The following is a 13,402-nucleotide window of genomic DNA, read 5'->3' as shown; positions in this document are numbered from 1 at the left end:
GGTGAAAGGTATGAAACCCGTGGTCGGCACCACGCCCCGTGTGGTGAAGTCCGAGCAGGAGTGGCGCGAGCAGCTGAGCCCCGAGGAGTACGCGGTGCTCCGCCAGGCCGGCACCGAGCGGCCGTTCGTCGGCGAGTACACCGACACCAAGACCACCGGCGCGTACGAGTGCCGCGCCTGTGGTGCCGAGTTGTTCCGCAGCGACACGAAGTTCGAGAGCCACTGCGGCTGGCCTTCGTTCTTCGACCCGGCGGACTCCGACGCCGTGCTGCTGCGCGAAGACCGCACGCTCGGCATGCGCCGCATCGAGGTGCTCTGCGCCTCGTGCCACAGTCACCTCGGCCACGTCTTCGAGGGCGAGGGCTACGACACGCCGACCGACCAGCGCTACTGCATCAACTCGATCTCGCTGAAGCTCGTTCCCGAGACCGAGTGACACCGACGATCACCGAAGAGCGCCCTCCCACCACCGGGAGGGCGCTTTTTTCTTGAGGGAGACTTAGGGAAACTCGGGGCAACCACGGCGTCTTCCTGCGCGTGCTACGAAACACGACGCACCGGGGAGGCGCCATGACCCTCATCGCCACCATCGCCTTGACACTGCTCGGTGTATTCGCGTTTCTCGGCGGACTCTGCCACGACCGGCGAATCCGGGCCGGCTTCCGCAGCGGGACCCGCCTCGGCTCCCTCGCGCAGATCGCATTCCTCACCGCCGGCCCTGGCCGCACCGGTGAAACCGTGGTGGCGGCGATGATCGAACGCGAACAGCTGCGGCTCGACGGCAGCGGGCGGCTGTATCGCACCCCGCTGGCGCCCGTCGACGCGCTGGGCGTGGCCACGGCCGAGCTCGTCGGTGTCGGCGCACCGACCTTCCCCGACGTCATCCGGCAGCTGGCCACAACCGACGCGATGGCCGCGCTCGCCGGCGACCTCGCGGCGCGGGGACTCGTGGTCGACGCCGCCCGGAGGCGCCGAGGATGGTGGTCGGTGGCCGCCGCGGAAGCCGCGTTCGCGGTCGGAGGCCTGGTGCTGGGTGTGGCTTCCACGAGCTGGTTCGTCGCCGCGGCCGTGGTCCTCGTTTCGGCTCTCGGGGTCGTTGCTCTCATCTGCTCGTGGCAGCCCGCCGGCCGCACCAACGCTGGTTACGAAGCGGTGCGTGCTGCCTGGGCGGATCACGGCCTCATGACGGGAGCCGCGGGCGCCGTGGCGGTCGGCGGGCTGGCCAACCATCCGGACCGCGAGACGCGGGTCGTCTTCAGCCGCGGCAGGACAACCCGGCGCGTTCACCCCGGGTACGGCGGGGGCTTCTTCCCGGCGGTGGCGGGTCTTGTCTCGGGTCGAGCTGCGGCAGTGGTTCGAGTTGCGGCAGCGGATCGGGGTGCGGTGGCGGCGGATCCGGCAGCTGCTGACCGGAACCACGGCGCCGCGGACGGCGTCAGTTGTGCCGACCCCACAGGGGGACGGGGTAGGTAGCGTCCGGCGATTGCGAGGGAGGTAGGCCGTGGAAGAGACGTGGGGGATTTCGGGACCGCAGTTCCTGGCGTGGTACGGGATCGCGCTGGCCGTGGTGCTCGTGGTGCAGGTGGTGGGGCCGCGGGTGGCGCGCCCGCGAAGTGTCGAGCACACCGGTGAGCTGCCGGATGTCTACCACCTCGCCTACCTCGCCGGCGGGCCCGAGCGCGTGGCCGACACGGCGATCGCGGCGCTGGTGGACCGCGGCCTGCTGCGCGTGAACAGCGAAGGGCTCGTGACGGCGGCGGGGAAACGCCCGTGGCACAAGCTCGAACGCTCGGTGCACGAAGGCGCCAAGGGCGCCACCGGCGGCACCACGCGCAGCCTGCGGGCCAAGGCCGCGCGGTCGAAGGCGATGAGCGACCTCGAAACCGAGATGCAGCGCGCCGGCCTGCTGACCTCCGGCAGGGAAGCGCGGCCGTTCCACACCGTGGTTTTGCTGGCCTACCTGGTTCTCCTGGCGGTCGGCGCCGTGCGGTTCGTGGCGGGTGCGGCGAACGACCGGCCGGTCGGCTGGCTCTTCCTGCTGCTCGTCGTGGCCTTGGTGCTGACGATCGTCGCCGGGGTCGTGCGCAGCCGCGAGCGCGTGCGGGTCACGCCGAGGGGCCAAGGCGCGCTCACCCGCGCTCGGTCCGCGAGCCGGGCACGGGGTGCCGCGCAGCCGGCCTTGCTGCTCGCCGGAGCAGCCGGTGCGGTGGCGCTGGGCGGGCTCGCGATGTACCCGGACGACGAGCTGAGCGCGGCGCTGGTCCCGCCGTTCCAGCCGTTCGCCGGGTCCGGCGGTGGTTCGTCGGGCGGCGGGTCTTCCTGCAGCAGCAGCTCGTCGTGCAGCAGCGGGTCTTCGTGCAGCAGTGGCTCCTCGTGCGGTTCGTCGTGCGGTGGCGGCGGGGGTTGCGGTGGTTGACCGGCTCGGTGTCGGCATCGGCTGGCGGGCAGAACTGGACCTGTCGATCGCGCGGCTTCCCGGTGTCGACTGGGTCGAGGTCGTCGCCGAGAACCTCCACGCGCCGCACCTGCCCGAAAGCCTCCTGGCGTTGCGGCGGCGCGGCATGCCGGTGCTGCCCCACGCCGTTTCGCTCTCGCTCGGCGGGGCCGAGCCACTGGACACCCACCGCGTCGAGCACCTCGCCGAGCTGGCCCGGGCGCTCGACGCGCCGCTCGCCAGCGACCACGTGTGCTTCGTCCGCGCGGGCGGGCTCGACTCCGGGCACCTCATGCCGCTGCCGCGCACCCGCGAGGCGCTCGACGTGCTCGTGGCCAACGTCCGCCTCGCTCAGTCCATTGTGGACCTACCCTTGGCGCTGGAGAACATCGCGGCCGTGCTGGAGTGGCCGGAAAACACGTTGTCGGAGGAGCAGTTCCTCACCGAGCTGACCGAGCGCACGGGGTGCCTGCTGATCATCGACGTGGCGAACCTGTACGCCAACGCGCGCAACGTCGGCACCGACCCGGCGGCGTTCCTCGACGGGATCCCCTGGGAGCGCCTGGCCTACGTGCACATGGCGGGCGGGATCGAGCGCGACGGCGTCTATCACGACACGCACGCGCACCCGGTGCCGCCCGAAGTCCTCGACCTGCTCGCCGAGCTGCGCCGCCGCACCGACCCACCGGGCGTGCTGCTGGAACGCGACGACGACTACCCCACCGACACCGAACTGGCCACGGAGCTCGCCGCCCTGCGCGCGACGGTGACGGCGTGAGCCGCGAGGAGCTCGCCGCCCGGCAGGCCGCGCTGCTCGACACGCTGCTCACCGGAGCCCCGCCCCCGCCGGGTTTCGCACCCGAACGGCTGCGGGTGGAGGCCGACGTCCTGCTCGCCAAACGACGCCGGCTCATGGCGTACCTCAGGCCCGGCCTGGCCGAAAGCCTGGGCGAGCGCTTCGCCCCGCTCTTCGACGCCTATGCCGCCGCGCACCCGAAAACCGACACGATCCGGGCGCGCGAGTACGCCGACGCGTTCGCCGCCTGGGTCGCCGGCCGGGAACCAGCGAAGCGCCGGCGCTGGTTCAGGAGCTGACCGGGTGCCACACCGCGCTGTCCGCTCCGGGCAGGTGCGACGCGTGGTCCCAGTGCGGTGGGGCGCCCGGCAGGTCGCCGGCCATCTTCACGCGCGTGAGCCTGCCGAAGTCGCTGTCGACTTCTTCGACGAGGTCGCCGTAGTCCACCGAGTCCACACTGGACACCGCCGGGTCCTTGCGGCCCAGTGAATCCAGCCACCGGCCCGTGCCCGCGAGCGAGAGCCGCACGTTCCAGCTGCCGCCCTCGACGACCGTGCGGCGCACCGCCGTCATGATCGCCGCGGCCGCGAGCCAGCCCGTGGTGTGGTCGAGCGCCTGCGCGGGCAGCGGCGTCGGCCGGTCGGTGCCGGCGACGCGAGCGCCTTCCTCGGCGATGCCCGACGCCATCTGCACCAGGCTGTCGAACCCGCGGCGGCGGGCCCACGGGCCTTCCCAGCCGTAAGCCGACAGGTCGGCCGTGACGAGACCCGGCCGCAGCTCGGCCATCTCCTGCGGACCGAATCCGATTCGCTCGAGCGCGCCCGGGCGGAACGACTGCAGCACCACGTCGGCGCGCGCGATGAGCTTCTTCAGCCGGGCCCGGCCGCCCTCGGTGTCGAGCGCGACGAACCCCGAACGCTTGCCGTGGCCGGTGTCCATCGTGAGCGCGGGGATGCGCGGCAGGTGCGCGGCACCCACGTGGAGCACGTTCGCACCGTGGGCCGCGAGCACGCGGCCGGCCACGGGCCCGGCGAGCACGTGCGTCAGCTCCAGCACCCGGACTCCGCCCAGCGGCCGGTCGGAGTCGAAGAGCGTGTTCTTCGGCGCGTCGCCGATCTGCCGGATCTCGGCGAGCGGCAGGCCCGCGACGGCCTGGCCCTGCGGGTGCGCGAGCCACTCGTCGCGCGAACGCAGGAGCGCGGCCGCGCCGCCCGCTGTCACCACGGCCGACTCGACCTCGGCGGCCGTCTTGGCGGCCACGGTCTTCGCGACGGCCTCACGCTGCGCGGGCACGCCGAGCGACCAGCACACGGCGGCCTCGTGGCGCGGGTAGTTCGCGTGGAGCTTGACCCAGCCGTCGGACGCGAGATAGTCGCCGGCGATCGGTCCCCACGGGCTCGGAGGCAGCTCGCCGTCCACCCGCAGGAAGGCTTCGCTGCGCACGGCGGCCGCGGCGTGGCGCGTGTCGGCGCCCACCGTGCCGGGGTCGATGCCGCGCAGGCGCAGCAGCTCACCGGCCGCCAGCGTGGCGGCCGCGATGCCCGCCGTCGCGGCGGCCTCGACCCGGAAAGGACCGGGCAGCAAGGATTCGTCGCCGGTCAGGGACACGGCCGGGAGGGATTCGCCGGTGAGCGTCTGCCACACCCCGGCCAGCACGTCCTGCACGGCGGTTACGGCAGTGCCGCGACGAGCTCGGCGGGCGCCACGCGGGTGCCGGTGTAGAACGGGATCTCCTCGCGCACGTGGCGGCGAGCCTCCGTCGCGCGCAGGTGACGCATGAGGTCGACGATGCGGTGCAGCTCGTCGGCCTCGAACGCGAGGATCCACTCGTAGTCGCCGAGCGCGAACGACGCCACGGTGTTGGCGCGCACGTCCGGGTAGTCGCGGGCTTCCTTGCCGTGGTCGGCGAGCATCTTGCGCCGCTCCTCGTCCGGCAGGAGGTACCACTCGTAGGAGCGGACGAACGGGTACACGCAGATGTACTTGCGCGCTTCCTCGCCGGCGAGGAACGCCGGGATGTGGCTCTTGTTGAACTCCGCCGGCCGGTGCAGGGCGACCTGGCTCCACACCGGGGTCGACGCGCGGCCCAGCGGCGTGCGCCGGAAGCCGTTGTAGGCGGCCTGGACCTGCTCGATCTCCTCGGCGTGCCACCACACCATGTAGTCGGCGTCGGCCCGGAGCACGGACACGTCGTAGACGCCGCGCACCACCACGCCCTTGTCGGCGAGCCCGTCGAGGAACTCCGCCGTCTCCTGCCCCGCGGTGCCGCGGTCCTCGCCGAGGCGGCCGGGCTCGACCCGGAAGACCGACCAGGCGGTGTAGCGGATGCTGTCGTTGAGCTCGTTGTAGTTCAGCCGCGCCATGGCTCCATCCTCGCACCGCGCGGCATTCGGGCGCCAAGCGCCTCCGTCACGTCACACTGTGAAGCTCGCCGCGATCCGCTTCGCGGCGGCGTCGGCGGTCGCGACGCACGCCGGGAGGCCGACGCCGTGCAGCGTCGCGCCCGCCACGGCGAGGCCGGGGAGCGCGTTGACGGCCGTTTCGATGCGGGTCACGCGCTCGAGGTGCCCGGCGCCGTACTGCGGCAGGCCGCCGCCCCAGCGGGTGACCAGCGTGTCGAGCGGCTCGGCGGTGACGCCGGTGAGGCGGGCGAGGTCGTCGCGGACGGCGTGCACGAGGGCTTCGTCGTCGCCGCTCAGCGCGCCCGGTTCGCGGAAGCGGCCGACGGAGCCGCGGACCAGCACCGGGCCGGCGGCGCCGTAGTGGGCCCACTTGTTGGCGGAGAAGGTGAACGCCTTCGACGCGTACGGCACGCCGTCGGCGTCCTTCTCGCCCGCGCCGATGAGGATCCCCGACGCGTCGGGCAGCTTGGTGCCGGGCGGCAGCGCGAGGGCCACCACGGCCATCGACGCCAGCTCGACCTCGCCGAACGCCTCGGACGCGGCCGGGACGACGTCGGCGAGGAGCTTGCGCGCGGCGGGCGCGGGCACGGCGAGGACGACGGCGTCGACGTCCACCGGGGTGTCCTCGGGGGCGTGGGCCGGGGCGGCGGCGCCGACGTCGAGACGCCAGCCGTTCGCGGTCCGGGTCAGCGCGCGGACGGTGGCGGAGGTGCGCACGGTGGCGCGGGACAGCTCGCGCAGGCGGTCCAGCAGCGTGGTCAGGCCACCGGTCAGCGTGCCGAACACGGGCGCGGTGCCGGGGGTCTTCGGCAGCAGGGAGGCCGCGGCGTCGGTGAGCGAGCCGGCGCCCTCGGCGACGGCCTTGGCCAGGCCGGGCATGGTCGCGCGCAGGCCGAGACCGTCGGCGCCGCCCGCGTAGACGCCGCCGAGCAGCGGGTCGACGAGCCGGTCGACGAGCTCGTCGCCGAAGCGGGCGCGCAGCAGCGGGCCGAGGGGCAGGTCGGCTGCGGTGAGCTCGACGGGGCCGAGGGAGCGTTCCTTCTCGACGGCGAGGCGGCCTTCTTCCGAGAGCACGCCGGCCACGGCGTCGGCGGAGGCGGGCACGCCCATGACCGTGCCGGGCGGGAGGCCCGTGACGGTGCCGCCGGCGTGGATCTTGGCGCGCGCCTTGGTGGGGTGCACGAGGTGCTCGCCCAGCCCGACCTCGGCGACCAGCGCCGTGACCTCGGGCCGGCGGGCGAGGAACGCTTCGGCGCCGACGTCGTAGGGCACCCCGCCGACCTCGGCCGTGCGCAGCTTGCCGCCGACGGCGGGGGTGGCTTCGAAGACGGTGATCGCGACGGCGTCGCCGAGCAGCGTCCGCAGGCGGTAGGCCGCGGTCAGGCCGGAGATGCCGCCGCCGACGACGGCGACGTGCTTCACAGCGAATGCACCAGCTCGACGACGCGGGTGAGCACCTCGGGCTCGAGGCTCGGCAGCACACCGTGGCCGAGGTTGAAGATGTGGCCTTCGGCCGCGCGACCCTCGTCGACGATCCGGCGCACCTCGGCCTCGATCACCGGCCAGCCCGCGTAAAGCAGCGCAGGGTCGAGGTTGCCCTGCACCACGGCCTTGCCGCCGAGCCGGCGCACGGCCTCGTCGAGCGGCACGCGCCAGTCGACCCCGACGACGTCGGCGCCCGCGTCGCGCATCGCCACGAGCAGCTCGCCCGTGCCGACGCCGAAGTGGATCCGCGGCACGCCGTAGCCCGCCACGCCGGCCAGCACCTTCGCCGAGTGCGGCTGGACGAACTCGCGGTAGTCGCGCTCGGACAGCGCGCCCGCCCACGAATCGAACAGCTGGATGGCGTCGGCGCCGGCGTCGAGCTGCGCGCGCAGGAAGGTGAGCGCGATGTCGGCGAGGCGGCCGGCGAGCTCGTGCCAGAGCTCGGGTTCGGCGTGCATGAGCGCCTTGGTGTGCTCGTGGTTGCGGCTCGGGCCGCCCTCGATGAGGTAGCTGGCCAGCGTGAACGGCGCCCCGGCGAAGCCGATCAACGGCGTTTCGCCCAGGCGCTCCACGAGCAGGCCCACGCCCTCCGCGACGCGCGCGACCTGCTCGGCCTCCAGCAGCGGCACCGCCCGCACGGCGGCGGCGTCGCGCACCGGCTCGGCCACCACGGGCCCCGTGCCGGGCACGATGTCGATGTCCAGGCCCGCCGCCTTCAGCGGCACCACGATGTCGCTGAACAGGATCGCCGCGTCCACACCGTGCCGGCGCACCGGCTGCAGCGTGATCTCGGCGAGCATCTCGGGGTCGAAGCACGCGTCGAGCATCGCGACGCCCTCGCGCAGCTTCCGGTACTCCGGCAGCGACCGCCCGGCCTGGCGCATGAACCACACAGGCGTGCGCACGGGCTTCTCCCCGCGCGCCGCGGCCAGCAACGGCGACCCCGCCAACACCCGCCGCGCGGCGACAACGGGGGCGGCTTCGGACACGGAGGACTCAGACACAGACGAAAGCTCAGGCACGAAACCCATCGTCCCACCCACTCCCCCACGCCACTCGCGTAGGCCACGGCTACTGACCGGACGTGCCGGGATTTTCGATCTCGCGCACACCGGCCGGGGTGAGGAAGCCTCGGCGCCCGATCGACCCGCTCTGGCGGCGGGCGACGCGGGGGCCTGCGCGCCCGGCCTTCGAAACCGGTCGCCCGGCGCCGTCTCACCTGCGCCAGGTCGGCTCCCTCCCGTCCAGCTCTCCTCCCCGCGGACGGGAGGTCATGCCAACCAGGCGGCCGCCGAGCCACTCGGCAGCCTGCGCAGCCAGCCCTTCGGAACCGACGTCCAGCTCCCGTCCGCCCGCACCGAGCCGACTCCACCGCCTCCCTCCCGTCCGCCCCCCCCCCGCGGACGGGAGGTCATGCCAACCAGGCGGCCGCCGAGCCACTCGGCAGCCTGCGCAGCCAGCCCTTCGGAACCGACGTCCAGCTCCGATCCGCCCGCACCGGGCCGCCTCCACCGCCCCCTTCCTGTCCGACTCCCTCCCGCGGGCGGCAGGGCAAGCCAGCCCGGGCTGCCGCCAGGCCACTCGGCGGCGTCGGCACGCGGCACGAGCAGCCCCGACCGCGGACGACAGCTCAAAACCGACCTGACCTGCCGCCAGGCCACTCGGCGGCCACGACACCCGGCCCTGCGGATCCGATCGCCCGGCGCTCTTCGGCCTGCGCCAGGTCGGCTCCCACAGCTCCCCCAGCCCGTTGCCACGCCTGTCGAAGCCGCGACCAGCGCTGCGGCCGGATCGAGGCCCCGCGCTCGAATCGCCCGGCCCGGCGAGGCGCCGGCGGGCCGCTGGGCCGGTCGGGTCGTCCCTCGGCGCGCCTGCGTCCGCAACGGGGCGTCGCCGCCCTACAGTCGATGCGTGACCGCGATGACGCCAGTGCCCGAGCTCTTCCGCGAAGCCGTCGCGGCGCTGAAGTCCGTGCGGCCGCGTCCCGAGGTGCAGCTGGAGACCATGCGGGCGCCGCAGCGGCTGGCGCCGTGGTCGTTCGCGGTGAGCTGCGAGGTGGCGGGACCGGCGGACGTGCTGGCGTCGGGGCGGCTGGTGCTGCTGCACGACCCCGACGGTCAAGAAGGCTGGGACGGCGTCCTGCGGCTGGTCATGTACGTGCGGGCCGAGCTCGACCGCGAGCTGGCCACCGATCCGTTCCTGCCGGCCGTCGGCTGGTCGTGGCTGACCGAGGCGCTGGAAGCGTCCGGCGCCTCGTGGACGGCGCTGGGCGGCACGGTCACGGAAACCTCCTCGGCGCGGTTCGGCGACATCGCCGGCCCCTCGCGCACCGACGACCTCGAGCTGCGGGCGTCCTGGACGCCCACCGACGCCGCGCTGCGCGCCCACGGCTACGCGTTCTGCCAGGTGATGGCGAGCGTCGTGGGGCTGCCGCCGGTCGGCGTCACGTTGTTCGAACAGCGCCAGAGCTCCTGATCCACCGAAGTTCACCCGGACGGGCCGCCCGTCCGGGGCCCTCGCGCGCCCTCAGCACGTCCAGGAGCGCCCGACGTGGTCTGGACAACCGACGACACCGGCGGCGGACCGAACGCGATTCTGAGAGCCGTTCACGTCCGTCCACCTGGGACCGCACGCACTAGCACGCACGGACGCCCACGTTCGTGAAGACCCCATGATCACGGGCTGTCATGCCCTGGTCACGCCCGCAAAGCCCCCCGAGGCCCGCGGAGCCCCCGCGCCAACCCCATCCAGAGTCCCTCCGACCGCCTCTGTGCAAACGTGAAGAAAGTTGATCTTGCCCCGGCGGAGGCCGATTTCCGGTGTCTGATGGACTGCTCGCGAGACGTCCGGGCGCAAGCACCCGCAGGTGCACGGCCCACCTGCACGGGCGTTTCGGGTTCGGTAACTCTGTTGCATCGCCCCCGGAAGCCGTTCCGTTAGCAACGGGCTCAGCACTAGCCCGATCGTGTGACGGTGAACGCCCTGAGTGACGAGTCGTTTCAGATAGATACCCATTCGATCCCCCCGTAACGGCCTCCGGGCGGCTACAGTGCCTTCGACGACACCACTTTCGGTCTAAAGCTGGCGCGGCTGAACGGCCGAAGGTCCCGGTGCCGGTCGGGGGGCACGACCGACTCCAGGGAGGTAGTGACGTGGCTACCGTCGGCTTATCTCAGGCCGTTCGATCCACGCCAGCCGGTGCTTTGCCGGCGAGCATGGTTCCGCACCCGCGGGAAGAGCTTTTTTCCGTGTTGGTGGTCGATGACCACCCGCTGTTGAGGGAGGCAATCGCAGCACGACTCGCACAGATGGGTGCGGGCACGGTCCACGAAGCCGCCACGGTGGCCGAGGCGAGGGCGCGAGCACAGGCCACCGGCCCGTGCGACCTGGCGATCCTCGATCTCGGACTGCCGGACGGCAGCGGCATCGAGCTGGTTACGGAACTCCGTAGCCACGGGTGGCCGCGTGTGGTGGTGCTCGCATCGTCCGACGACCCGTACGCGGTTCGGTCGGCGTTCCAGGCCGGTGCCCAGGCGTACCTGCTGAAGTCCGCTTCGCCGGTGGTTGTCACCGACGGCGTGCGCAGGGTCCTGGAAGGCGGCGTGTACGCCGACCCGAGCGTGGCCCCGGTCCTGGCGACCGGCACGCGGGTCGCGGGTACCGACAACACCCCGCGTGAGCTCTCCGCCCGTGAGGTGGAGGTGCTCCAGCTCGTCGCCGACGGGCAGTCGAACAAGGAGATCGGGGAGGAGCTTTCGCTCTCCGCGCTCACCGTGAAGTCGCACCTCTCCCGCATCGGGCGCAAGCTCGGCACGGGTGACCGGGCACAGATGGTCGCATTGGCTATGCGAGCCGGTGTGATCCGCTGACGAAGGCAGACAGAGGCCCTGCGGGGCGGGCGGACCAGGCGCGGTACGCCCGTCCCGTAGGGTCGTCAGCTATGGGAAGTGCACAGGCGGACGGCGCCCGGACCGGAGACACCACCACCGAGGACGCCGGATCGCCCGTGCTGCTACGCGAGCCCGCCGAAGGGACACCCCCCGTGGTGTCCGATCCGGCGGCGCTCGCCGAGGCGTGCGCGCGGCTCGCCGCGGGAACCGGTGCCGTGGCCGTGGACACCGAACGGGCGTCCGGCTACCGCTACTGGCCCAAGGCGTACCTCGTGCAGCTGCGCCGCGAAGGCTCCGGCACGGTCCTGCTCGACCCGATCGCGCTGGCCGACGACCTCGCGCCCCTGCGCGAAGTCCTCAACGACACCGAGTGGGTGCTCCACGCCGCGTCCCAGGACCTCCCGTGCCTGGCCGAGCTGGACCTGCACCCCAAGAGCCTCTTCGACACCGAGCTGGCCGGCCGGCTGGCGGGCTACGAGCGCGTGGCGCTGGGCACGCTCGTCGAGCTGCTGCTCGGCTACACGCTCGAGAAGGGCCACAGCGCCGCCGACTGGTCGAAGCGGCCGCTGCCGATCGACTGGCTCAACTACGCCGCCCTCGACGTCGAGCTCCTCAACGAGCTGCGGGAGAAGCTCGAGGTCGAGCTGGAGTCCCAAGGCAAGCTCGAGTGGGCGCGGCAGGAGTTCGAGGCCGTGCGCACCGCGCCGCCGCCCGCCCCGCGCGCCGAACCGTGGCGTCGCACGTCGGGCGTGCACAAGATCCGCAGCCCGCGTGGCCTCGCCGCCGTGCGCGAGCTGTGGCAGGCCCGCGACGAGCTGGCCCGCAAACGCGACCGTGCGCCCAGCCGCATCCTGCCCGACAGCGCCATCGTCAACGCCGTGACCGCCGACCCGAAAACCGTCGAGGAGCTGCAGGCCCTGCCGGTGTTCAGCGGCCGCGTGCAGCGCAAGTACACCGCCAGCTGGCTGCGGCACCTCCAGGCCGCCAAGGCGCTGCCCGCGAGCGAGCTCCCCAGCCCCACCCAGCCCTCGGACGGCCCACCCCCGGTCAACCGCTGGGCCGACAAGGACCCCGACGCGGCCGCCCGCCTCTCCGCGGCCCGCGCGGCGCTGGCCGCCATCGCCGAGGACCGGCGGGTGCCCGTGGAGAACCTCATGCTGCCCGACCTCGTGCGCCGCACCTGCTGGCGCCCCCCGGCCGACCTGTCGGAAGACGGGGTGTCCGCGGTGCTGCAGGCGGGCGGGGCCCGGCCGTGGCAGGTGGAGCTGACGGTGGGGGCACTGAGCAAGGCGCTGCACTCGACGGCTTCTGCCTGACGGTCCCGGCGTGGCGGTGGGATCCGGGCCGAAGCGGCCGGGCTCGCGCTGGCTCTCGCATGGGCGGGCCATCCACGGCTTGGTGCGGCCGATCGCGACCCGCTCTCGCGCTTCGCTCGGCAGATCACACTTCGCCGAGCCACGCGGCGGTCTCGAGGGTGCGCGAGTGGGCGGGCCCGAGGACGGCGTCGAGGGCAACGACCGCGGCCTCCAGCCCACGGCGAGCCTCCTCGCGGTGCCCCCGGCGCGCGGCAACACGCGCGAGAGTCGCCTGGGCCGAAACGGGCGTGGGATGGCCGGGCGGCCAAGCCCCGGCGGCGAGGAGGACTCCGGCTTCCCGCTCGGCGCCGTCGAGGTCACCTGTCTCCAGGTATGCGCGCGCCAGCGAGCCGCGAACCACGAGGGTTTTGCGGGTGTGGTCCGGGGAGGCGGCAAGGATCGAACCCAGTAGCTCGGCGGCTTCCCCGGCTTCGCCGACAAGCAGCAGCACCGCGGCGAGGAGCTCGCGGAACCCCTCGGCGCCGTGCCGGGCGACGAGCTCACGCAAAGGCGCGACGGCTGTCTGCGGATCTCCCCGCTCCGCGCGGATCACCAGGCCGACCGCGGCCACGCTGTCGCGCAGGCGCTCAGTGGCGGCGAAGGGCAGCAGCTCGGCGAGCAGACACTCGGCCTCGTCGAACCGTTCGAGCGCACGCAGCACCGTGACCTGGCGATAGCCGGCCGTCTGCGTCGCCACGTGAGCCGGGCCGACCTCGGCCGCGCACGAGCGCCGGTGGGTTTCGAGCACGTCGAGTGCCTCGGCGTAGCGCCCGGCCACGCCGAGCACCAGCGCGAGGTTGGGGCGGGCTTGGAAGGTGCCAGGGGCCTTCGCGCCCCACGTCCGCTCGTAGGCCTCGGCGATCCGCACCAGCAGCGGCACGGCCTCGTCCGGCCGGCCCTGCTCGGCCAGGCTGAGCGCGAGGTTCATCCAGGCGGCCAGGGTGTTCGGATGCCGCGCACCCGTCACCCGTCACCCGCGCCTGCGCCGGCGCCAGCTCGGCGAACAGCACCTCGGCGGCCGGCCAGTCTCCGGCCTTCAT

General features: G+C 73.4%; 13 protein-coding genes. 8 read left to right on the top strand and 5 right to left on the bottom strand.

All coding sequences use genetic code 11. The features are described 5' to 3' along the window. The first annotated feature begins 10 nt into the window (after window positions 1–10). The 5 genes from msrB to AB0K15_RS09035 all read left to right on the top strand — a co-directional run bounded on the left by msrB (window position 11) and on the right by AB0K15_RS09035 (window position 3,529). Window positions 11–436: a peptide-methionine (R)-S-oxide reductase MsrB gene (gene msrB / locus AB0K15_RS09055; protein ID WP_360596774.1), complete on the top strand. Its 426-nt coding sequence runs from the start codon at window positions 11–13 to the stop codon at window positions 434–436. A gap of 134 nt (window positions 437–570) precedes the next feature. Continuing rightward, on the top strand, window positions 571–1,473 hold the full coding sequence (locus AB0K15_RS09050) for a TIGR04222 domain-containing membrane protein (protein ID WP_364047447.1): 903 nt from the start codon (window positions 571–573) through the stop codon (window positions 1,471–1,473). 28 nt (window positions 1,474–1,501) lie between these two features. Further along, window positions 1,502–2,416, top strand: coding sequence for a TIGR04222 domain-containing membrane protein (locus tag AB0K15_RS09045; RefSeq protein ID WP_364047445.1), 915 nt, complete (start codon window positions 1,502–1,504; stop codon window positions 2,414–2,416). Beyond that, window positions 2,409–3,212 carry a DUF692 domain-containing protein gene (locus AB0K15_RS09040; protein ID WP_364047443.1) on the top strand — a complete coding sequence of 268 codons (804 nt, stop codon included), beginning with the start codon at window positions 2,409–2,411 and terminating at the stop codon, window positions 3,210–3,212. The genes AB0K15_RS09045 and AB0K15_RS09040 overlap by 8 nt, the downstream gene beginning before the upstream one ends. Then, on the top strand, window positions 3,209–3,529 hold the full coding sequence (locus AB0K15_RS09035) for a hypothetical protein (protein ID WP_364047441.1): 321 nt from the start codon (window positions 3,209–3,211) through the stop codon (window positions 3,527–3,529). The genes AB0K15_RS09040 and AB0K15_RS09035 overlap by 4 nt, the downstream gene beginning before the upstream one ends. On the opposite strand, the gene AB0K15_RS09030 is transcribed toward AB0K15_RS09035, so the two are convergent. The 4 genes from AB0K15_RS09030 to hemE are packed head-to-tail and all read right to left on the bottom strand — an operon-like array spanning window position 3,519 to window position 8,148. Further along, window positions 3,519–4,895, bottom strand: coding sequence for a CoA transferase (locus AB0K15_RS09030; protein WP_364047439.1), 1,377 nt, complete (start codon window positions 4,893–4,895; stop codon window positions 3,519–3,521). The two genes, AB0K15_RS09035 and AB0K15_RS09030, sit on opposite strands and share 11 nt — an antisense overlap. A gap of 5 nt (window positions 4,896–4,900) precedes the next feature. Then, entirely contained in the window at window positions 4,901–5,593 is a 693-nt protein-coding gene (hemQ, locus tag AB0K15_RS09025) for a hydrogen peroxide-dependent heme synthase (RefSeq protein WP_364047437.1), read from the bottom strand. A 51-nt stretch (window positions 5,594–5,644) separates the two neighbouring features. Next, window positions 5,645–7,054: a protoporphyrinogen oxidase gene (gene hemG / locus AB0K15_RS09020; protein ID WP_364047435.1), complete on the bottom strand. Its 1,410-nt coding sequence runs from the start codon at window positions 7,052–7,054 to the stop codon at window positions 5,645–5,647. Next, window positions 7,051–8,148: a uroporphyrinogen decarboxylase gene (gene hemE / locus AB0K15_RS09015; RefSeq protein ID WP_364047433.1), complete on the bottom strand. Its 1,098-nt coding sequence runs from the start codon at window positions 8,146–8,148 to the stop codon at window positions 7,051–7,053. The genes hemG and hemE overlap by 4 nt, the downstream gene beginning before the upstream one ends. Window positions 8,149–9,028: 880 nt before the next feature. Between hemE and AB0K15_RS09010 the strand changes: the two genes are divergently transcribed. The 3 genes from AB0K15_RS09010 (at window position 9,029) to AB0K15_RS09000 (ending at window position 12,323) form a co-directional block, all read left to right on the top strand. Further along, window positions 9,029–9,592, top strand: coding sequence for a DUF3000 domain-containing protein (locus tag AB0K15_RS09010; protein WP_364047431.1), 564 nt, complete (start codon window positions 9,029–9,031; stop codon window positions 9,590–9,592). A 677-nt stretch (window positions 9,593–10,269) separates the two neighbouring features. Then, window positions 10,270–10,986, top strand: a complete 717-nt coding sequence (locus tag AB0K15_RS09005; RefSeq protein ID WP_033291604.1) for a response regulator transcription factor — start codon at window positions 10,270–10,272, stop codon at window positions 10,984–10,986. A 71-nt stretch (window positions 10,987–11,057) separates the two neighbouring features. Continuing rightward, window positions 11,058–12,323, top strand: a complete 1,266-nt coding sequence (locus tag AB0K15_RS09000) for a ribonuclease D (RefSeq protein WP_364047429.1) — start codon at window positions 11,058–11,060, stop codon at window positions 12,321–12,323. A gap of 124 nt (window positions 12,324–12,447) precedes the next feature. Here the strand turns inward: AB0K15_RS09000 and AB0K15_RS08995 are convergent, their stop codons facing one another. Further along, window positions 12,448–13,329 carry a tetratricopeptide repeat protein gene (locus AB0K15_RS08995; RefSeq protein ID WP_364047427.1) on the bottom strand — a complete coding sequence of 294 codons (882 nt, stop codon included), beginning with the start codon at window positions 13,327–13,329 and terminating at the stop codon, window positions 12,448–12,450. Window positions 13,330–13,402: the final 73 nt, after the last annotated feature.

The organism is Amycolatopsis sp. NPDC049253, assembly GCF_040678995.1.
Taxonomy (GTDB): Bacteria; Actinomycetota; Actinomycetes; order Mycobacteriales; family Pseudonocardiaceae; genus Amycolatopsis.
The sequence above is the reverse complement of the archived record's forward strand: the minus strand, read 5'-3'. Positions and strand labels throughout refer to the sequence as shown.